Genomic DNA, 21,581 nt, shown 5'->3' with positions numbered 1-21,581 from the left:
TATATCAAGAATTGATAAAGCTCTGTTCATACGGGAGTAGTTCGCCAAAAATAGCGAATAAATTTCAGTGTTAAAATTTTATGTTGTCTTTGTTAAAAAATCACCTTTTAATATTGTTTCAAGCACTTCAAAATCAGCGCTAAAAACAACAAGGTCGGCATCAAAGCCTTTCTCAATTTTACCCTTTTTTGTTTGCGATGCCAGCTCGGCAGGATATAATGATGCCATATTCACAGCCTCGGCAAGGTCTATCCCCACCAATTTAACGCAGTTTTCTACCGCTTTAAGCATGGTAAGGCACGAGCCTGATAACGTACCATCGGGCATAGTATACCTGTCGCCTCTAAGTTCATGCTGGTAAGCACCTTCTTTGGTTGAGGTAACAGCATCCGTGATCAGGAAAAGTTTATCACCAAGCTCGCGTTTAGCCAAACGCACCATCGCAAAATCAACATGGATACCATCAGCTACGATACTGGTATATGGCCTCTTCTCAAAAATAGCAGGAATATAACCTGGCTCGCGGTGGTGCATGGACGGCATGGCATTAAACAAATGCGTAACTGCCTGTACCGGTTTCTTTAAAAATGATTTGCCTTCGGCATAGGTGGCGTTACTGTGGCCTGATGATATGATAACACCCTGCTCATATAAATAATCTATCACCTCCTGATCCTGCAGTTCGGGCGCAATGGTGATCATTTTGATAACACCATCAGCCTTTTCCAGCCAGCCTTTAACCTCGGCAAGGGTAGCTTTTTTGATAAATTTTTCGGGATGGGCGCCTTTTTTGGCAGGATTTAAATAAGGTCCCTCCAGATGCACCCCCCAAAAAGCACCCCTACTTTTTTCGCGATAGATCTTAGCCGCTTCAATACCGGTTTCTACAATTTCATTGGTATTGGTACCGATAGTGGCAAACACACCGATGGTACCCTGGTTCAGCAGGTCATTCTCCAGCTGTTCAAGTGCTTCAACTGTAGGCGTACCGGCAAAAAGTTTGCCGCCGCTGCCGTAGATCTGCAAATCGATAAAACCCGGGGCGAGGTAGGCACCGTTGAGGTTTTTTTTATCGGCCCCAGCTGGGATAGCGCTTTCGTCAATAATATCGGTAATTATACCGTCGGAGATTAAAACGGCTTTGCCTTCGGCAATGGTGCCGGTGGAGATGAGTTTAAGGTTGTGGAGGGCGAGGATAGACATGTTTCTTCGTTTTACGTCATTGCGAGGTACGAAGCAATCGCGAACTCTACAGAGTGGCTCTGCATATCGGGGATTGCTTCGTACCTCGCAATGACGGGCTGATTAAAAACAAATGGGCAAAAAAAATCCCCCGATTTTCATCGGGGGATAATATGATTAAGCTCCTAAAGCTACCCGCTTAAAGGCGGTTACTGTAAGGCCTTTTTCAACCGAGTCAAGGAATTGTGAAATGCTCTTAGACGAATCTTTCACAAACTCCTGGTTTAACAGGGTTGAGTCTTTGTAGAATTTGTTTAGTTTACCGGCAGCAATTTTTTCAACCATTGCTTCTGGTTTACCTTCTGCACGGATCTGCTCTTTAGCAATTTCAAGCTCACGCTCAATTACTGAAGCATCAACGCCGTCTTTATCCAAAGCGATAGGGTTCATAGCAGCAATTTGCATAGCTACATCTTTACCGGCATCTTCTGCACCTGCACCATCAGCGCTCAATGCTACCAATACACCTAAACGGAAATTACCGTGGATGTAAGCAACAACCTTTTCGCCGCTAATAACTTCATATTTAGATACACCGATTTTTTCGCCGATTTTACCGGTTTTTTCGATGATAGCATCACCAATTTTAACGCGAACAGTTTCAACGTCAATTTCAAGGGCATAAAGCTCTTCGATTGAAGCTGGTTTAGCCTCAACAGCTTTGTTAGCAATTTCATTTGCAAAAGCGATGAACTCAGCATTTTTAGCTACGAAGTCAGTTTCGCAGTTTAGCTCGATGATAACACCGGTTTTAAAATCTTCAGAAGTACGTGCAATAACAACACCTTCGTTTGATTCCCTGTCCTGACGGCTTGCTGCAACTTTAGCACCTTTTTTTCTTAAAAAATCGATAGCTGCTTCAAAATCACCGTTAGTTTCGGTTAATGCTTTTTTGCAATCCATCATACCGGCACCGGTTTGCTGGCGCAGTTTGTTTACGTCGGCTGCAGAAATTTGTACTGTAGACATGTTTTTTTGAGTTTTAAGATTTTTTTTATCGGGTTACAAGTTACCGCTATGGTATTATGCTACTGTAACCTGCAACTATTTTTAATATTAAAAATCCTCCCTGATGCTTTTAACGGAATCAGGGAGGCTTTAAATATTTGTTCCTTGTTCCCCTTTCAGGGGGTTAGGGGGCTTATTCTTCTGTTTCAGCAGCCGGAGCTTCAGCTTCGCCTTCAGCAGCTACTTCAGCAACTTTACGGGTTCTTTTACCGCCTTCGTTAACTTCAGGAGCATCAGCTTTAGCTTTTGCAGCTACTGCTTCTTTTTCAGCTTCGTCTTCTTTCTCGCGTTTGCGCTCATCTAAACCTTCTTCGATAGCTTTGATGATGATGCTGGTGATCAATGAAATTGATTTTGTAGCGTCGTCATTGGCAGGGATCGGGAAGTCGATGTTTGAAGGATCAGAGTTGGTATCAACCATAGCAAATGTAGGGATGTTCAACTTCAATGCTTCTGAAACCGCAATGTGCTCTTTCTTAACGTCGATCAGGAATAATGCAGCCGGTAAACGGTTCAGATCAGAGATACCACCTAAAAGGGTTTCTAATTTGATACGCTCACGCTGGATCATCAGACGCTCTTTTTTAGAAAGGTTGCTGTAAGTACCGTCTTTAGTCAATTTATCGATGTTTGACATCTTTTTGATCGACTTACGTACAGTTGCAAAGTTAGTTAACATACCACCTAACCAACGCTCGGTGATGTATGGCATGTTTACGCTTTTTGCATAATCAGCAACGATATCTTTCGCTTGTTTCTTTGTAGCTACGAATAATACCTTACGGCCTGATTTTACAATTTGTTTTATAGCTGCAGCAGCTTCTTCAACCTTAGTTAAGGTTTTATTTAAATCGATAATGTGGATACCGTTACGCTCCATGAAAATGTACTGTGACATTTTCGGATCCCATTTGCGGGTAAGGTGACCAAAGTGTACACCAGCGTCCAGTAAATCCTGATAAGTTGTTCTTGCCATTTTGTTGTCCTCCTTTGATTAACGTTTACTGAATTGGAATCTCTTACGTGCTTTCCTGCGACCTGGTTTCTTACGCTCAACCATACGGTCATCGCGGGTCATTAAGCCTTTAGCACGTAATGCTGGTTTCTTTTCAGCATCAAGTTCAACAATAGCTTTAGCGATAGCTAAACGAACGGCTTCTGCCTGTCCTTTTACACCACCACCTGCAACGTTTGCTTTAACATCAAATTTTCCGGTGCTACCAGAAACCTCAGTGCTCTGAGTAACGATGTATTGCAATGGCAAAGTAGGGAAATACTCTTTGTAATCTTTACCGTTAACGATGATCGCACCATTTCCTTCTGTAAGGTAGATGCGGGCAACGGCTGTTTTTCTTCTGCCTGAAGTGTTAGTTGTTGGCATTTTTTTTCTCCTTAAAAATTAAAAATTAAATGGCTGTTGGGTTTTGCGCTGCATGAGGATGCTCAGCACCTGCATATACATGCAAATTGCCGAATAATGCTTTACCCAAACGATTTTTAGGTAACATACCACGTACCGCTTTCTCGATGATGCGGGTTGGATGTTTCGCCAATAACTCCTTAGGAGAAATAAAACGCTGACCACCTGGATATCCAGTGTACCTAACATAAGTTTTGTCACTCAGTTTGTTACCGGTCAGTTTTACCTTGTCTGCGTTGATAACGATCACATTATCACCACAGTCTACGTTTGGGGTGAAATCAGGCTTGGTTTTACCACGAATGATCATTGCGATCTTCGTAGACAAGCGCCCCAAAATCTCGCCTTCGGCGTCAACAACAACCCATTGTTTGTTAACGGTTTTTTTGTTGGCTGAGACAGTTTTGTAACTTAACGTATTCACTTGCTTTAAATTAAATTGTTTAAACGTTTACTATACCCCGTATTTTCGGGACTGCAAAGATAGGGTTAATTACGTTATTAGCAAATAGTTTTTAAGGAAATATCTGAACCATGATTTTCCTGATTGACGGATGGCAGGATTGTTTGGACTGAACGGGGATTGGGGAGATTCGGAGATTGTCGGGGTTTTATTTTGTATGAACCTGAATTTGTTGAATTTTGCGAATAGTGAAAATTTTAGAGATTCGAAAAAATTCAACAATTCGTTTAATTCGGGTTCAAACCGAAAAATCCTGACAATCCTTAAATCCTAAAAATCATGGTTCATAATGGTGTTGCCGTTAGCTAACGGCCCGGGCTTTCCGCTCATACGCCTGCAAGCCTTATGCGCATTGGCCGGTATCCGCTACTATCCCTAACACGGAAGCAGTGATATCCAATTCAACTAAAGTTATATTAACACAAGTTTACTTCTTACCCCCGTCAACAATAAGCTTCGGGCGAAATCGGGCAGAACATGATGGCCTCGTGCGGTTGCAGGGGCATTAGCAAACATTGCCGAAGCACGGGCTGTGCGAACGAAGTGGCGGCAGTGTTTAGCAGCCCGTGGTTCTGGCCGATTTGTGGGGCAAAGGCCTTGCGACGGGCTTCAGGAGGGGAAGTGCGGCAAAGAAGCCTCTTTGTTGACTTGACTTTTTGGATACTTTTGTGTCAAGACAAAAGTATCTGGCCCTCCCGCGGCCAAGAGCGGGGCCGATGTTAGTTAATTACAAAATATCACCTTATAATCCCTCTTTAATCCCCTTTTTTATTTCGTAATAAGTTTTTTACATTCAGATGATATAAATATATTAGCAGGAACACTAATTAATCCCTGAATAATTGGCTCCCGCTGTTTACCGGCTTACCTTAACCTTGTTTGTACTTTTAAGTACCTGCAAGCTGTTTGCCCAAACCCTGGCCGATCCGGTTGATTCTTTACAAACACAAATAGACGCCAATGGGATCTTAGCCTCTATATTCAGCGGTAAAAGCAGTAAACCCGCCACAACTACCGGGCAGTCACGCAATCGCACTTATTGGTCGGTATTGCCATCGGCCGCTTATAACCCAAGCGTAGGGTTCGCTGCCGGAGTGATCTCGTCAGGAGGAAAATATTTTGGCGACCCTTCATCTACAACCCTTTCGGTAATTAATGCGGGCTTTTATTTATCTACAGGCGGGCTCTCCACTTTTGAGTTTAAGCAAAACGCTTTTTCGGCCGAAAATAAGTGGAACCTCCAGGGCACTGTACAAATAGGTAAAACTGTTGCTATGGATAACGGCCTCGGCACCGGCAGGCGCAGCTTTGGCGAAGGCAACTTTTTCATGAACAATACCCATTTTGAAAATAACCCTGATGCTTTCCCTATCCGTTATGTATATATCAAGGCCAATGAGCGCATCTACCGTAAACTGGCACATCATATATATGTAGGCGCCGGTCTAAGCTTTAATTATTACAGCCATATCGACGACGACCGTAAAGAGATCCCTATAACCCAAACACACAATTACCGTTATAGCATCCGCAACGGTTTTCCCGTCAGCTCGTACCAGGCCAACGGCTTACTTTTTAATTTTCAATTTAATAACCGCGATCAGCCTAACCGTCCTTTTCGGGGCATTTATGCAGATATAGTTTTGCGGAGCAACCAAACATGGCTGGGCAGCAACCGCAATGCCATGCAGGTAAAACTCGAATTCAGAAAATACTGGAGCTTATCATCAACTAACCCCGAGTGCGTATTTGCCGTTTGGCACTGGTCAAACTACCTGCTAAGCGGTGCACTCCCCTATCTTGAACTGCCCGGTACCGGCAGTGATGCTTACGGGCGTATAGGCAGGGCATTTATAATCGGGCGATTTAAGGGCTTATCATTTGTATATAATGAAGCTGAGTACAGGTTTCCCTTAACTGCTAACAAACTATTAAGCGCTGTTACTTTTGTAAATGTTGAAACCGCCAACAACCAGCAAAGGGTAAAGCTGTTCAGGTATTGGGAGCCCGGAGCGGGCCTTGGCTTACGGTTGTTGTTTAATAAATACACCCGGTCAAACCTTTGTATTGATTATGGTAAAGGCACATACGGTTCAAGTGGTTTCTTTTTAGGACTTAACGAGGTTTTTTAATAATAACAATTGCCTTATCACCTATAAATTGATAACTGGTGTCATTTTTGTGCTTAAAGCTTTTCAAAGGATTAATCTACTACAAAAATGCGCACTCCGTTAACCTCACAACTACTTGGCGATCTGATTGAAAAAGGCTACGAATATGTACTGGTTAAGATCAACCTTAATCAACAGGAAGATGAGGCTGTTGATATAACGCTTGTACCCATAAAAGAAAAGCCGGAGCTAAATAAGCTACCGGCAGGCTTTGAAACTTTTTACCGCATAACCCGCGAGCCTATGCAGCTTGCCTGCGGAGTTGATAATACGAGCATCTTTATCGAATATCAAACCTTTGATGATACCATAACCGGTCAGGATATTTTTAACGACACTTATTTTAGGATGAGCGAAGACTTTTTCAGGCAGGTGCTGGACAGCCTGGAAGATTACGCGGTGATCACCACTGATAAAAACGGCGATATCAACAGCTGGAACACCGGCGCCCAAAAGGTGCTTGGCTATGCCGGGCAGGAAGTTTTAGGCCTTAGCGCCCGGATCTTTTTCACCCCCGAAGATATAGCTGAAGGTAAACCCGAAGCCGAATTAAAAAAGGCCCTGAGCCTGGGCCGCGCCATTGACGAACGTTACCATGTACGCAAGGATGGCACACGTTTCTGGGGCAGCGGGTTGGTTTTCCCGCTGTTTGATGAGCAGCACAATCACCGTGGTTTTACCAAAATCATGCGTAACCAGCGGGAAGAACAACGCTCAAAAGAGCTTGGCATATAAAACAAAAGAGGCGCATAAGCGCCTCTTTTGTTTTATATTTTTCAAGAAAAAGGATTAAGCATTATAGCTTACGCCATGATCTTCTTCTACCTGTGGATTAATAAATGGAGAACCTTTGGTAAAGCAACCTACAATTAAAAGGTATGCACCAAAAATCAATTGAGGCAATACCATTTTATCAGAAAAGGCATAAACCCATGGTGAGCAAAATAAAAACGACCCCATAAGTACGTCACCAGCATTGTGCATAACCATCGGGAATTGTTTAATGAAACCCATTTCGTTTTTAGCAAAGATAGCCATGATCAATTGCAACCAACCAATTATCAAAGGAAGAAACAAAGCAGCACCGCCAACATGCAGGGTACCACCGAAAGTCCATAAGGTTGAAATCATTAACAGGGCTACAACGTAATTTAAAAATCCGTAAGTTTTGGTTGAGATGAAGCCTTTCATTTTTTAGCTTATTTTATAAAGTATGGTATAAATAGTTTGTATCAAAAATTTATCGCAAAGTTAAGCATTTATGCGTGCAGCGCTACATTAAATTTTATATAATATAAATCGCTGTTTCTTTACGGGTTATGTGCTTTAAAACCTCTACCTTTAATTAAAACGCATTAATAATACGTGTAAAGATATACGTTTTAAAATTAAAGCGATCTGTTTCTCTCCTCACCATCGGGCAGTATATACCGTCCGTTTCATTTTGTCCTGCCGCTATCACTATTAACGGATACAAATATCAATAATCCGCTAAAAAATCAAACATTAAAATAAAAATCATGAGCAAGAACAAGCAATCTACCAAAGAAAAAAAGAAACCAGCCGCCGAAGGTAACAGCAAAGCCCCTTCTGATTATCAATCGGGCAAAAAAGACATTGTAAAACCGATCATTACTCCAGCTAAGAAGAAATAAATATTTCTACACGAATGACTTGCAGGGCTTATACAATAATAGCGGATTACACGAATCTTTATTCAAATTAAAAATTCGTGTAATTCGCTATAATTCGAAAAATTAGTGAGCAATTTGTTATGCTGTTACAATATCACGGAACAACTGGATATGCCAGCTGTCCTTAAACGGCACTTCCCATTTGGTTTCGAGCTCGGTTAAATTTTGCACCAGGTTATTGTAAACAACAGTTTCCTTATTGATACTGCCCTCTTTTAGTTTGGCCTCAAAATCATGACGGGGTAACGAAAGCACCTCTTCCCCATCGCGGTAAGCCAAATTAAACCTGTCGAAAAGGTTGATGCCCAAATGCTGCTGCACCTGCTGCATAAAGTGAACCGATTTATCGATAGAGCACCCGCTGGCGCCGGCCTGGCTTTCGTCAACTATCAAAATAAAAAAACGGTTATACCGTACCTCGCCTTTGGCTTTCAACTGGTTATTGTGAGCTGTCCAGTTGGTGGCAAACCTGTCCAGTTCGGGCTGTATCTGCTGTACTTCCAGGTCGGTTAATTTCCTGTTCGACTGATAGATCCAAACTCTTGACTGTGGAGAAAATTTCATTTCCAAAAATATCAATTTATTAACTTCGGGTTACATTTTGTTGTCATGAAAATATCAATTCTGCCTTCAATTGGAAAAACCGCGCTCATTACATCACTTTTAGCCCTTATTGCGCTAAATTACGGTTTTAAAGCCGAAATGAGCGAACAGGAATGGTTAAACTGGAGCAATAAATGCCTCAGCAGCTCATTTAACCCCGCGCCCGATATCAACCTTAAAAAGTGGGAGATTACCCTTACCAACGACTATTTTTTACGTTTGAGGAAAACTTATCAACAGGGTAAACAGGAATATTTTTCTTTCAATCTGCACCGTCTCGCTAATGTTGATTACCTGGTCAGCGATACCACGGGCACGCTCAAATTCAATACCCAAACCGATGATATCATTGTACAAACTTACGAAGACCCCGATGGCAATATCGACTCAATGGCCACTACACTTGGCCTGCCCGTGCATAATATGAACACAGCCAGGTTTGATAGCTTGAAAAGTGCGTTGAATTATTTCAGGATGAAAGGTTTATAAACCGTTAGCCCTTACCGTTATCTCGGCAATATCCAGCACTTTGATCTCCTGTTCTTTATCCTGATTTTTTACGCCATCGGTAAGCATGGTCATACAAAACGGACAAGCAGCAGCTACCACCTGTGCTTTGGCTTCAATAACATCGGCAATACGCTCTATATTGATATCTTTTTTGCCTGGCTCTGGTTCTTTAAACATTTGCGCGCCGCCTGCACCGCAGCACAAGCCGTTTGATTTGCAGCGTTTCATTTCAACCAGTTCGGTATCTAATATTTCAAGTGCGGCACGCGGAGCTTCGTAAACATCATTTCCCCGGCCTAAATAACACGGGTCATGATAGGTGATCCTTTTACCTTTAAAGCTTTCCCCGCCTTCAGCTTTAAGCTTCCCATCGTTTATCAGGCCCTGAATTAACTGCGTGTGATGGATCACTTCGTAATTGCCACCCAAACCGGGATATTCATTTTTTATAGTGTTAAAACAATGCGGGCAACCGGTAACTATTTTTTTGATGTTATAACCGTCCAGCACCTGGATATTCATCATGGCCTGCATCTGGAACAGGAATTCATTTCCTGCACGTTTGGCAGGATCGCCCGTGCAGTTTTCTTCAGTACCTAAAACTGCATAGCTAATACCCACATGCTGCAAGATCTTACAGATATCACGCGTAATTTTGCGGGCCCGTTCATCAAAGCTGCCGGCACACCCAACCCAAAACAATATCTCAGGTTCTTTCCCTTGTGCAGCCATTTCGGCCATGGTAGGTATCTTTATTTCACTCATAAATTAGTCATTGGGTCATTTCGTCATTAAGTCATTAGCCACCATACAATGATTTAATGACAAATGACTTAATGAATTTATTCATCAGCCCAGTTAAACCTGTCGGCCTGGCTATATTTCCATGGGGCACCATTGTTTTCTACGTTGCCAAACATATTGTTTAAACTCGCCGGGGCCTGCGACTCTTCCATCACAATATAACGGCGCATTTCGGTTATGATCTCCAGCGGATTGATGTTTACCGGACAAGCTTCCACACAGGCATTACAACTTGTACAGGCCCAAAGCTCTTCGCGGGTAATGTAATTATCAAGCAGTGCTTTATCGTCCTGGAAGTCTTTACCATGCTTATCAATGTTATTGCCGATCTCGGTAATACGGTCGCGGGTATCCATCATAATTTTCCGTGGCGACAGCAATTTGCCGGTAATGTTGGCCGGGCAAACCGAGGTGCACCTGCCGCATTCGGTGCAGGTATAAGCCTCCATCAGGTTTTTCCAGGTAAGGTCTGTTACATCCTTTGCGCCAAAACGGGCGGGCTCGCCGGTGTTTTCGGGCACGAAAGAAGGATCAAGCATGGCCTTAACCTCATTGGTAACCGATGCCATATTGGTAAATTTACCTTTAGGGTTCAGGTTTGAATAGTACGTATTGGGGAAAGCCAGCAGGATATGAAAATGCTTTGAATATGGCAGGTAATTTAAGAAACACAAGATCCCGACAATATGGAACCACCAGCAAACCCGCTCGGTAATTACCAATGCCGAAGCGCTACCTGGCAGCAACGGCGCCAGCAATGAACTCACCGGGAAGCTTCCGGCGGTGACATAGTGGCCAAAATGCAGCAGTTGTAATTTATAATCGGCCGCATTCATAGTCAGGAAAGCGGTCATGAGCAATATCTCGGTAATGAGGATGTAATTAGCATCAGATTTTGGCCATTGGGTCATTTCTGCACCTGTAAACCGTTTCAGGTGCACAACATTGCGCCTGCACAGGAAAACGATACATGCCGTAAGTACCAGTACTGCAAGCACCTCGAAACCGCCTATTAAAAAACCATACAAACCGCCAAGCGGGTGCGCAAAGATGCGGTGAGAACCAAAAACTCCATCAATCATGATCTCCAGCACTTCAAGATTGATGATAATAAAACCTATATAAATAAAAAAGTGCATTACCGCCGCTACGGGGCGCTTAACCATTTTGGTTTGCCCCAGGGCAATTTTGGCCATCACTTTCCAGCGCAAGGCCGGCCGATCGTTACGGTCCGTGTCTTTACCAAGCAAAATATTGCGCCTTATTTTAGACACATTTTTACCGAAGAAGTAAATGGCAACCCCCAGGATGATAATAAATATAAGCTGAGCAATCATTATGCGTGCATAGTATTTTTCTCAAAGTTAAATGAATTGTTTAAAGCACGAAATGTTTTGGGATTGAAAAAATATTTGAAAATTAATTAGCTGATTACCTGCACAATTATTTAAACCCGGCACACAAATAGAAACTTTTTTCAAAAAAAAATTTTCAAACATAAAAAAAAGGCTACATTTGCACTCCCCAAACACGGGAACGGTTTGGTACCATAGCTCAGATGGTAGAGCAAAGGACTGAAAATCCTTGTGTCACTGGTTCGATCCCAGTTGGTACCACACTTAAAAGCTTCTTAGAATTCTCTAAGGAGCTTTTTTTATGCCTTAAGTGCCTATACAGCGTCCAAATGCAGGTTTTGAATTCGATTGATTAATAATTTGGTTACTTCTTCTGATCAGTTCATTTGCTACTTTTTGGTTCTTTCTAACGGTTTTAGTTGAGTTAGCCATAATTGCAATTTACTTCAATATTTCATAGCGCCGGAGGTAAGTCATATAATCGCTTTTCTATTGAATCCAACGATTCTGTAACTAAATCTGCTAATCTTTTCAAATCGTAGAAGAAATGGTTTGTTATAATTAAAGTCGGGAACCGACCATACTGGATGGGTCCGATAATTCTGAACTCGTCCGGTTCTTGTTTTTACGTTTTTTTAATCCGCAATATATTTCAAGAAATCCAGTCCAGTTTGCATTAAAGTAATAAATTGTCAATTGCAAACCCCAACTCCTGTTGAACGTTGGAACTTTCAAGAAACGATTCATGTACGTCTATTTCTTTTAAGATCAATTTAATTTTCCTGTTATCTGTAAATGGTTCTATCGCTGGTTCAAAATGCAATTTTGTCAAAGATTCAATGGTTCCAACGTTCACCTGGTAGGTATCTGCATCCTCAAAATCCATGAAAATATCTTCTTCACTCCTCAGTTCAAACTCCATGCGTTCTTTAATAATCCCATCTTTAAGCAATAGCGAATTTTGGCTCATCATAAACCCAGCCCGGTAAAATTCACCGTCAGCTTTTTTAAAATAAACAATCTTCCAAAAAATCACCGGGATCTGAAGCTTTTGCCCGTTAATTTCGGTTACAAATTCCGGGTCTTTTTCGTGCAAAACCGGGCCGGTAAAAACCGCAACCCGTAAATTGTTTCCTCGGGTTTCGGTGTGAAGAATATAATCCTCCAGGCTTCTCCATACCTTTTGATTAAGATCGGCATGTTGCGGAACCGCATTGGTATAATAAAATGTAGAATCTGCTGCAAGGCTTGCCAATGCAATTGTAGGTCCCCATTGAACGTCTTCTCTTTTTGTCATGTGCCCTTTATCAAAATCGCTGTTCGCAGCCTTGTAAAGTTCAGGGCCCCATTGATGTTCTTTTGCTACTCTGCTGTCTGTTCTCCAATTATCCTTACGTGGCGCTTTTTGAAATTGAGCCCCGTCTATATTTGAAGCGGTAAAAATTGGGAAGCGCCGTAATGTAGACAGTATAAGGCTATAATTAACATACTTAACTACGCCATCGGTGCTATCTTCGGCGGGAGCGATAACTTCTTTATATGCCCCATGCTCCGGAAGCTTTATCTCAACACCTAAAAAGGCTTCCTGGTAACCATTATAAAAATCATTCATCTCAATTATTTTAAGTTTATTAATTTTTCAGTTCCTTTTGTCAGCTCGGGGAAAATTGTTTTGTAATAATTTCTGTTTCTTACAATATCATTTATGAACACTATGCCTCCCGCATTGTCAAACGTGCTTGCTACCTGGATATAACTATCCGTAAAATATCGCCCAATCTTCTTTACAGGATAGTTTTGAACCTTTTCCTCGCCGGTAATTAAATTCACAATCGTTAACTTGTTTGTTACCCCCGGTTTAATAAATGCAAAATATTTACCCGATGAGCTGAACCTACAAAGCTGGTCAAGGGTAAAAAGGCTCCGTGAGCTCCAGATTGAATCTTGATTAAATATTCGCCAGCGTTTATCTGCTATTTTAGATGCCTCGCTATCTACGGCTTTTATAATAAGATATCCTTTTTGGTTTATATAAGCATAGCGTTCTTCATCTTCACTAATAACATAGTTATTTAGCCTGGAATCCAGTATCACAGAGGTGTCTTTATCATTGAACATCCGAAATGAAGTAGCCTTCGCTAAATCAATGATTACAGGACTGGAAAGAATATTTAACGTAAATTTATCGCCCGATTCTGTCCACCGGATCAGATTCGAGTTAAATTTCACACTCTTAAACCTTTGATAAAGTTTAGTATTTTGATTAAACCTCGTATCAAACCGTTTCTGTTCAAAATCATAAACCATTAATTTCCCTTTAAAAAAGAAAATTGCTTTTGAACCATCCTTTGAGGGTATCATTGTTTCAACATTGGATGCGATTAGTTCTGAATTATCCCGGTTCAAATTATCTAATGATGTGATATCGTATAAAAAAACTTTATGATCCTTCCTGATATATGCAAAAAGTCCTTTTTTTGATGTTGCAAATGCGTTTTCAACATTTTTAACAAGATTTTTATCCACTATCTTACCTGTCATATCCCAAAAATTAATTTTTTTTGATTTCGGTTTGCGGGTAAGGATATAGTTAGATCCCGGCGAATAAAGAAAAAGATCCTTTATATCTTTACTTTGGTATTTATTTTCATAGCTCAGATAAATATAACCCAGCAGTTTTTTTCTGCCTGCATCATATATCTTGAAATTTCCATCAACGTTCATAAACGCAAGCCACGGGGATTTATCTAAAAAATCCATCTTAAAATCGGCTATATTACTACTGATTAATGGGTTATTACCAAAAGATACAGAATTTAGCCTGGAGCCCTTAACAAAAGAGTTCTTTCTCTGCTGGATATCATAAACATTGATCAAACCGCTGGTGTCTCTATAAGCGGCAAAGCGCCCTACCTTAGAAACAATCATGTTCATCGCACTATTTATTATTGTATCAAGTACCAGCTTCCCCCGTCCTTTTATACAGGCGTCGTTAATTTTCCAGATGTAAATGGTATTGTCAGTATAATGAACGGCTACGGTTACGCTATCAACCGTAACAACTTCATCGCCTCCTGAGATATCGTAGAGAAATTTCTTGTCAAAAGCCTGAATATCTTTTCCTTTTTCAGAACTGTAATAAATATTACTTCTTAATTTATTAGCGTATAAAAAAGCCAGGTAATGATTGTTGTGAACATACGCGTCATTTGCCCTATCGTTGAGTATGCTATTGATTGAGCTGCCTGCAATAAAATAAAAAATGAAACCCATGGCAACAGTAACCGCAGATGCAAAGCCCAATATATAAATCCTTGAAATTAATCTGGCACGGGCCGCTCTTCTCAATTCCTCTTCTTTTCTTTTTTCCTCTTCCTCTCTTCTTTTTAATTCCTGCTCTTCTATCCTCTCCCTGTACTTAACTTCCCTTTCCCTGATGTCCTTACGCTTTTGAACTGTAGCTATTAACTTATCATGAATAAGTTCATATCGTGCCCCCCTGCCGGTTTCTTCTTCTCTGATTAAACGGGCATTCAATAATTTCTCTAAGAGTGCAGTATTTTCGTTTAGCCTGTTAAGTAATTGATTTCTCGATAAGCCAACCCGTTCCCCTTTTTCAACAAAGTGATCTTCAATCACCTGCCGTGCAAAATCCACCTCCGCCGCATCACCTAACTTGCCGGTTTGGGTAAGATAAAAAGTATCAAGAATTTGCCCGAGATTTACTTCGGTATTAAACTCATCTTCAGTGAACTCATATGGATTTGATTGATTCTCCTTGTTTTTTTCAATTACTTTTTCCTCAACCGAATAACAGATCACCTGAAGCAACGAACTGTCTACCTCATTAAATTCATTTATTACACTTTTCGCGATTTTTCCGGGTATGTCTCCTTTAAAGTCAATTTTTGGAGATTTAAAGCTACCGTCAAGCCAGGCAGGTTTCATGATCGCCTCCACGGCGTTTGATCCGTTAAAATGCTTGAGTTCCATTCTCGAGCCCAAAATATTGGGAATAAAGCTTATCAGGTTGCCCAATTGGTATAACCTATCTGATCGAATTGAAAAAACAACCTTGATATTGGGTTGCATATACCACTCCAAAATTTCAGGTGTCCGTTCAGAGTCCTCTTTTTTTGCAATCCAATCCAATATCCGCGTTGGTGGTAATTCGTGGAGTACTTCGGCTAATTGGAGGCTAAACTTGTTTTGAGTATCTAACGGCAGGGAAAAAAACTCCTCAAATTGATCAAATACCAAAACGATAGTGAAATTTGAATGGTTTTTGGTTGTTACCTCAGCCAGTTTAACAAGTTCCCATAACGAGTACGAATCCTTGTTGAAAACAATCTGGTTAATATCGTATACAAGCCCCTCTTTCTTGAAAAAACTTTCCAGCTCACATTTTACAATTTCCAGGGGCTCATCCTTTGTTTCAAAGGTATCCGACCCGCGTTTAATATTCTCCGCCGCCTCGTCTTTTATTGGAGCTTCATGAACCTCCCGCGGCTGAAACCTTATCCGGACGGGCTTAAACGACTTAAGGATATCATTTTTTTTATATAACGTATTTAAAAGGGAACTTTTTCCGACACCCGACTTACCAAAAAGCACAAGGAACCTTTCGAAATAAATTATTGAAGCCAATTGTGCGCTTTCCTTTTCCCTGCCAAAAAATAGCGCTTCATCATCTTCTTCAAAAGACCGAAGCCCGAGGTATCTGTTCTTGCTCATAAACTTAAAGGTCCATTAAAAGATCATCTTCCGTGTAAAAGGTCATATTGAATTGCCTGGAATAATATTCCAGGTGCTGCTCTGCTATTTCACCGTCATATACCGAATAATTTCCGGGTTTATTCCGCAGATCAAGAACGTCAAACAAAATTTTCAGATGCCAGTCATGAAAATCAAAACCAACAAACAGGCCGTAGCTTTGCATTACCTGGGTTCGTACTTCTTGCAGGATTGGCGGGTTTTTTTCATACGCGCCCTTTGTAAATGCCACGGCCTCTTTTTCTGTAAAAAGCACCGAATGTTCATTGTCAAAAGAGCCATAAATGTTATACACGATTGTTTTCCCCGAATAATCAGCAGGAAGTGCCTGGGCCTGGGCATTGGATTTATCATACCGCAAGTGGACGAACCTTTCTGTATTGGCCCGCCTGCCAAAAAGTATCTCAGGATTTGTATTGATAACCACCGGGAAATTTAAACTTTCGAGCTTCTCATAAAATGGGATATATGGAGTTGCTTCCCGATACCATTTTGCTGCAAAAGCTTTGGTATCGGCTAACGATGCTGCCTCTCTTGATTCATACCGGTCAATCAGATAGCTTAATTCATTAACAGCTACCGGCTCGCAAAAAATATCCATCCGGTTAAGTTCAGCAACAAACTTCCCGGCTAAATAATCAGAAAAAGGAACTATCCTATCCCTCTGAATACATTTAAAAGCATTGGGGCCTAAAAACAACACGCATTGCCTTGTGTTAATGATGTCCCTTAAATGGTTAAGAAGAAGTTCTGGAGTTTGGGCGTAAATTTCCGTTTTTAGTTCCTCAAAATTTTTTCTGTCCTTGTCAGACTCCGGTTTACTTTGCGTTAGATCGAACGAAATTGCATTTAGAGTTGAACTAAAATCATCTTTGTCTTTGATAAATTCAACAATGTTGTTCCACCGCTTTGACGAAGCCCCTTCAATATCAATATCCTTTGATCTGACATCCCTAATAACCCTTACTACTTCTTCCAGAGTTGGGTAAATTTTTGAGAGGATATCTACCAGCTTATATTTTTGCCGCTTTAATAATGCCATCTTTTGTCAGGTTTTTAATGCTACTATTTAAGCGCTTCAATGATCCTGTTAATATTAATCCCCTCGTTGTATGCTTTAGGTCCGTTTAACTCGGGGCTTTGTATATATTTCCCGGCGTGGTGCAGGGCTACGATTTCCCAATCCGAATTAAAAACCGGTGAGCCTGACGCGCCCGGCAAGGTATCTGTCAGATATTGGACTATACCCGATTCGGCCAGGGTTACTATGTTGTGATACAAAGCAATCTGCTTTTTCTGCCCGGCCGGGTGCTGGATAATATTCACAAACTCATCCTTCTTTACTACGGTATTTTTAAGTTCAAGCGCTCCAAATTGTTCATTGGCAGTTCCAAACTCATTATCTTTAACCTTTACTGCTGTAAAATCGAACTCCTGGGATGTTTTAAAGAAATCATCAGGAGCCAGTTTAAATTCAACCACCTTGCGTTCGTTTCCACTTAGGTTATCCTGGTAATTAAACCAGCACGTGGAGGCCGCGGCTATTTCCGGCGTTTTAAGCACGTGGTTATTTGTAATAAGGATATTTCCGTCAATTAAAAACCCCGTGCCCACTTCTCCTGTAGTTCCAACATTTACCAGGCAAACGGATGCGGCCATGTTAAGCCCTTTTTCGAGAAAGGCAATAGGAAGAAGTGTACTTTGTTTTCCCGTAAGTTTTTCAAAAACTTTTTTATCATCGGCCACTACAGTTCTTGATTCCGCGGGAGGCATCGATACCGATTGGGTATTATTTTTATAAGCAAGAAACTCCGCCGTTCCGGGGTTTTCTTCAAGCCCGATATCTACCAGATTATCAAGTTGCCCTGCATTACGAGCCTGGTCAATTATGATGCTCCATACCACTACAGGTTTATTGCCCCAGGATATATTTCCAACGTTAAGGCCTATAAGTTTAGCCATCCGGGATTGTTCTTCGTAGATCGGATAAAGCCTGCTAAAGGCATATTGTAATCTTATTAAATTTTCGTCCATAATTTATTGTGTCAAAATTCCAGGGAAATCAATTACTATACATTCAACCAATACCGCCACCCTATCAAGCCTGATTGCTTGTTCAAGCAGTACGATTGCCATTCGAGAAGCAGCATCTTCGGTAATTTGCGAGGGCGGGATACCTGCATTTTTTGCAAGGCGGTATATTTCATGAGATGTAGGATACTTATCGGGGATAATTATTGCAAGCCTGTCAATCGTAAAGCCCCTAAAGCAGGAGCCTTTAATCCTTTCTTTAATCAATCTCATCTGAGTTAAGCCGTACCTGTCTTGTGTCTCTAAATCCCTTGGGTATGCATAACGTGCATCAAAATAGGGATCAGAAGGGTCAATTGCCAACAAGTATTCGCCTGCAACACCTGTATGTTCCAGGTACCTCTCAAAAAATTGTTTAGCTTGTTGTCTTGAAGAACGGTCGGCCGCATTCATTGAAACGTACACGAAATCATATAAAAAGCCATCAGCCGCCTGCCGCTCCATTACCGAAAACGGTTGTACTTGTATGTTTGTCTGCTGGCCGGTTTTAGAAATCATATCCGGGTGATCAACTACAAGATATCCTCTCGGAATACCACTAACGGCAGGAAATTTATTTTGCCATTCAACAGACATTTTCTTCCATCTGGCGTTTATTATATTTATGCACTCGCCTTCTTTCAACCGAAGGTATTCCTGTACTTCAGGATAAATTAATACAGGTATGCCCACAGAAGCATTAGCCGAAGTTGAAACCGACGCGAGAAGGTTACCGCGATCATCATTAGGAAGCTTTAAGGTACCTATTCCCCCGGAAACGTGTACAGACTTACCCAGAGGGCGATAAATATGGCCAACGGAGCCAAACTGCTCAGCATTTTCTAAGGGATAGTATTTTGCAAACGACCGAAGCGTTGATGCTGCTTTTGTGTAAAATAACCCCGGTACGCGAGCAATCTAATTGGTAAAACTACAATAATCAATACTGACCCTGACATCCCAAAAATCCTCGGGCGATCTCAAAACATCGTTCCAAAAGGGCAAATCCCCATAAACCCAAATAGTTTTTTCGGAATAATGCGAATCAACATTTGTAGGCACCGTATCAAACGCAACAGGATAATTTTCAAGGGTTTCAATAATACGGCTCCCCTTTACCACATCTAATAAAGCTGACATATTAAATTATGCTAACATTTGTGCAAGAAACTTTTTAAGTGCTTCAGATGCCTGCGGCAAACCGATAATTATCATGATAAATTCCGTCCTTTCTTCGGGGCTAAGCGTTTCTAACTGCTTTTCTTCATAATCAAGAAATTGCTGTAATTCTGCCGACTGCAAGATGAGTTGCTGTATCTCCAGTTCATACATTTCTGCTTCGGCATCAGAGATTTTTATGAACGATTCAGAGAATACAATATCTGCGAGCAAGCCAAGCACAGGCAAAAATATGGAGTCTTCTTTTTCCTGCACCAAGCCCGCACTCAAAGGCTTAATTTCAAGCATGTCTGCCACACGGAGTGTCCCGTTACCAAAATAAAGCTCTTTATCATCAGAGTTACCATTACCCGCGCTTGCAAATAGAGCTTTTCTTATTACTTCTACTTTTTGCCAACCTTCTTGAAGCTCCTCAATATCGCTGAAATATTTTTGATAGTATAAAGCAGCAGCCGCTGCAACCTGCGGGGTAGCCGACGAAGTTCCTGCACCTGAAATATCCACCTTTTGCTCACAACCAAACCTTGCCCAGGGTACATTTGGTGTAAACGCGGCCACTGCGGTCCGCATCATACGCCTTGGCCCATAGTTCCCCTGCATAATTTTTAAGTGGGGCAATAAATCAAATTTATAATAAGGGGTTTTATCATGCGTTGCACCGCAGGCTGCAATTACCCTGTTAAAACGCGCGGGATATACTAACGTCCTGGGCGTAACCCCACCAAAATTATTACCCGATGCCGTTACAATAAAAATACCCAAATCGTAAGCTTTATTAACCAGCCTGGCCCAATTACGCGTTGGGGCACCGCCCATACTCATAGTAATGATATGACAACGTTTAGACGGATCATCATGAAGCCCTATCACGTATTCAAGTGCTTTCTCGAATGCCCGACTTTTAAAAAGCACAACCGAGTGGGCTATACGAACAGGAACAATTTCAATGCCGTGGGCGGCCGATAAACCAATGGTATCTTTGAAGCCATAATCATTATCGTACATCCCGCCCGCTAAAACGCTGAGCGTGCCACAGCCGTGGCCTCCGTTTGCGCCCATTCCTTCATCTCCGGCATTATCAGGGTCTCCGTCTCCCGTGTAGTTTTTTTGAAGATCTAACCTGATTAAGTCTGCCGGATACGTAATATGGCCGCGATCATAACCTGTATCAAAATGCGCTATCCGTACAATTGTTTTCTCGCTTCGCTGAATCAATAACTGTGCAACTTCTTCTCTTGCCTCTAACAATTGAGAAAAAGCGCTTTGAATATGCCACACTTCTTTTTTGCCGGCAACCGGGCTTGGCCAATCGAGATCATAGTCAATTTTTTTTAAACAAAGATCTTGTGCATCCGTAAAAGACTCGTGAAATGTATCTGCAATTTCAAGCTTAAGGTTTGGAAACCCCTGTCCCAATTCATTGATAATATCGGGCTCAATAAAATCAACTTCCGAGCTTAGAGCTAATTTACTATACAACTGATGTGCCTGGTCCCAGGCATTAGCCGGATCTGGCAAAAAGGATTCAAATTCTGACTCTTTAATTAAAGCTGAATCGGGTTTGGTTAATGTTCCGCCTTCCTTTAAATGAATAATAAGATTTTCGGATAAGATTTGCATAAACAAGCGAATAGGTTTTGGCTGGGTTTTGAAATTAGAGCCGAGTAAAATAAACTTAGCTGAAAAAATATTAATCAGCCGTTAATGTATTGTTAATCAGCTATTTTAAACAATATTAAATAAATATATTAGAATATACAAGGTAAAATAAATCTTATTAAGCGTATTCACGTCAGACTGCCAATAGCTAATAAATAAGTTTGAAATTATCGGTTATTACACTATCTACGTAGGCCCTTATTCCATTCTTATACTTGACAGAAACAATAATAAACCCGAAGTCAGATAAACTAATAGTTTTTTGATTGGATAATAAAAACAATACGCCCCCTAATCAAACCTTACTGATAAGAATTATCTCAATTGGATATTCCGGAGGCCTTAATCATCCAGTTTCTGGAATCGCGGCCCAATAGTTCTCCAACACTTTGACCATATCAAATCATTGATCAATAATTGCCATTTTTCAAAGCGATAAACACAAAGCGCTGCTCTAAATGGCACAGAACCACCTGATCAAGGCCTCCGGAACGCCCATACATACGCCTGAACCCTCACTGATGCATTGAGCGTGTACACGTGCTACCGGTAAACACATAAGCATGCCCAGGCACAAGCGTTATCGCAAGGTTAGTAACCGATATCGTTTGATCCCCATGAATATTAGCG

20 protein-coding genes and 1 tRNA gene are annotated in these 21,581 nt (G+C 41.3%); 5 read left to right on the top strand and 16 right to left on the bottom strand.

Features of this window, described 5'->3' with window-relative positions:
* Positions 1-78 precede the first annotated feature (78 nt).
* The 5 genes from nagA to rplM all read right to left on the bottom strand — a co-directional run bounded on the left by nagA (position 79) and on the right by rplM (position 4,094).
* Positions 79-1,203: an N-acetylglucosamine-6-phosphate deacetylase gene (gene nagA / locus SNE26_RS28335; RefSeq protein ID WP_321557181.1), complete on the bottom strand. Its 1,125-nt coding sequence runs from the start codon at positions 1,201-1,203 to the stop codon at positions 79-81.
* A 156-nt stretch (positions 1,204-1,359) separates the two neighbouring features.
* Positions 1,360-2,211: a translation elongation factor Ts gene (gene tsf / locus SNE26_RS28330; RefSeq protein ID WP_321557180.1), complete on the bottom strand. Its 852-nt coding sequence runs from the start codon at positions 2,209-2,211 to the stop codon at positions 1,360-1,362.
* Between the two features lie 172 nt (positions 2,212-2,383).
* Positions 2,384-3,226 (bottom strand): 30S ribosomal protein S2, encoded by an 843-nt coding sequence (gene rpsB / locus SNE26_RS28325; protein WP_090529482.1) that lies wholly within the window; start codon positions 3,224-3,226, stop codon positions 2,384-2,386.
* A gap of 18 nt (positions 3,227-3,244) precedes the next feature.
* Entirely contained in the window at positions 3,245-3,631 is a 387-nt protein-coding gene (rpsI, locus tag SNE26_RS28320; protein ID WP_110587286.1) for a 30S ribosomal protein S9, read from the bottom strand.
* Positions 3,632-3,656: 25 nt separating this feature from the next.
* Positions 3,657-4,094 carry a 50S ribosomal protein L13 gene (gene rplM / locus SNE26_RS28315; RefSeq protein ID WP_110587285.1) on the bottom strand — a complete coding sequence of 146 codons (438 nt, stop codon included), beginning with the start codon at positions 4,092-4,094 and terminating at the stop codon, positions 3,657-3,659.
* 881 nt (positions 4,095-4,975) lie between these two features.
* Between rplM and SNE26_RS28310 the strand changes: the two genes are divergently transcribed.
* Positions 4,976-6,265, top strand: a complete 1,290-nt coding sequence (locus SNE26_RS28310; RefSeq protein WP_321557179.1) for a BamA/TamA family outer membrane protein — start codon at positions 4,976-4,978, stop codon at positions 6,263-6,265.
* Between the two features lie 87 nt (positions 6,266-6,352).
* Positions 6,353-7,039 carry a PAS domain S-box protein gene (locus SNE26_RS28305; RefSeq protein ID WP_321557178.1) on the top strand — a complete coding sequence of 229 codons (687 nt, stop codon included), beginning with the start codon at positions 6,353-6,355 and terminating at the stop codon, positions 7,037-7,039.
* A gap of 54 nt (positions 7,040-7,093) precedes the next feature.
* Here SNE26_RS28305 and SNE26_RS28300 read toward each other — a convergent pair whose 3' ends face one another.
* Positions 7,094-7,495 (bottom strand): SPW repeat protein, encoded by a 402-nt coding sequence (locus SNE26_RS28300; RefSeq protein WP_321557177.1) that lies wholly within the window; start codon positions 7,493-7,495, stop codon positions 7,094-7,096.
* A gap of 329 nt (positions 7,496-7,824) precedes the next feature.
* On the opposite strand from SNE26_RS28300, the gene SNE26_RS28295 reads away from it, so the two are divergent.
* Entirely contained in the window at positions 7,825-7,959 is a 135-nt protein-coding gene (locus tag SNE26_RS28295) for a hypothetical protein (protein WP_321557176.1), read from the top strand.
* Between the two features lie 117 nt (positions 7,960-8,076).
* On the opposite strand, the gene SNE26_RS28290 is transcribed toward SNE26_RS28295, so the two are convergent.
* Positions 8,077-8,562 (bottom strand): ABC transporter ATPase, encoded by a 486-nt coding sequence (locus tag SNE26_RS28290; protein WP_321557175.1) that lies wholly within the window; start codon positions 8,560-8,562, stop codon positions 8,077-8,079.
* Positions 8,563-8,607: 45 nt separating this feature from the next.
* Here SNE26_RS28290 and SNE26_RS28285 point away from each other — a divergent pair, with 45 nt between their 5' ends.
* Positions 8,608-9,090, top strand: a complete 483-nt coding sequence (locus SNE26_RS28285; RefSeq protein ID WP_321557174.1) for a hypothetical protein — start codon at positions 8,608-8,610, stop codon at positions 9,088-9,090.
* On the opposite strand, the gene SNE26_RS28280 is transcribed toward SNE26_RS28285, so the two are convergent.
* Both SNE26_RS28280 and SNE26_RS28275 read right to left on the bottom strand, forming a co-directional pair.
* Complete coding sequence (locus SNE26_RS28280) at positions 9,085-9,876, bottom strand: (Fe-S)-binding protein (RefSeq protein WP_321557173.1); 792 nt, start codon at positions 9,874-9,876, stop codon at positions 9,085-9,087. The two genes, SNE26_RS28285 and SNE26_RS28280, sit on opposite strands and share 6 nt — an antisense overlap.
* A 77-nt stretch (positions 9,877-9,953) precedes the next feature.
* A complete protein-coding gene (locus SNE26_RS28275) occupies positions 9,954-11,252 on the bottom strand; it encodes a (Fe-S)-binding protein (protein WP_321557172.1) in 1,299 nt (432 codons plus the stop codon).
* A gap of 206 nt (positions 11,253-11,458) precedes the next feature.
* On the opposite strand from SNE26_RS28275, the gene SNE26_RS28270 reads away from it, so the two are divergent.
* Positions 11,459-11,531 (top strand) — tRNA-Phe (locus tag SNE26_RS28270).
* A gap of 415 nt (positions 11,532-11,946) precedes the next feature.
* On the opposite strand, the gene SNE26_RS28265 is transcribed toward SNE26_RS28270, so the two are convergent.
* The 7 genes from SNE26_RS28265 to SNE26_RS28235 all read right to left on the bottom strand — a co-directional run bounded on the left by SNE26_RS28265 (position 11,947) and on the right by SNE26_RS28235 (position 20,912).
* Positions 11,947-12,882, bottom strand: a complete 936-nt coding sequence (locus tag SNE26_RS28265; RefSeq protein ID WP_321557171.1) for a DNA/RNA non-specific endonuclease — start codon at positions 12,880-12,882, stop codon at positions 11,947-11,949.
* 5 nt (positions 12,883-12,887) lie between these two features.
* Positions 12,888-16,004: an ATP-binding protein gene (locus SNE26_RS28260; RefSeq protein WP_321557170.1), complete on the bottom strand. Its 3,117-nt coding sequence runs from the start codon at positions 16,002-16,004 to the stop codon at positions 12,888-12,890.
* Positions 16,005-16,008: 4 nt separating this feature from the next.
* Entirely contained in the window at positions 16,009-17,085 is a 1,077-nt protein-coding gene (locus tag SNE26_RS28255) for an SIR2 family protein (RefSeq protein WP_321557169.1), read from the bottom strand.
* A gap of 23 nt (positions 17,086-17,108) precedes the next feature.
* Positions 17,109-18,077 carry a trypsin-like peptidase domain-containing protein gene (locus SNE26_RS28250; RefSeq protein ID WP_321557168.1) on the bottom strand — a complete coding sequence of 323 codons (969 nt, stop codon included), beginning with the start codon at positions 18,075-18,077 and terminating at the stop codon, positions 17,109-17,111.
* 3 nt (positions 18,078-18,080) lie between these two features.
* Positions 18,081-18,806: a hypothetical protein gene (locus SNE26_RS28245; protein ID WP_321557167.1), complete on the bottom strand. Its 726-nt coding sequence runs from the start codon at positions 18,804-18,806 to the stop codon at positions 18,081-18,083.
* 225 nt (positions 18,807-19,031) lie between these two features.
* Positions 19,032-19,253: a hypothetical protein gene (locus SNE26_RS28240; RefSeq protein ID WP_321557166.1), complete on the bottom strand. Its 222-nt coding sequence runs from the start codon at positions 19,251-19,253 to the stop codon at positions 19,032-19,034.
* Positions 19,254-19,259: 6 nt separating this feature from the next.
* A complete protein-coding gene (locus tag SNE26_RS28235; protein WP_321557165.1) occupies positions 19,260-20,912 on the bottom strand; it encodes a S8/S53 family peptidase in 1,653 nt (550 codons plus the stop codon).
* Positions 20,913-21,581 lie beyond the last annotated feature (669 nt).

This window comes from Mucilaginibacter sp. cycad4 (assembly GCF_034263275.1).
In the GTDB taxonomy this organism is placed as follows: domain Bacteria; phylum Bacteroidota; class Bacteroidia; order Sphingobacteriales; family Sphingobacteriaceae; genus Mucilaginibacter.
This window is presented reverse-complemented; position numbering and strand designations above follow the sequence as displayed.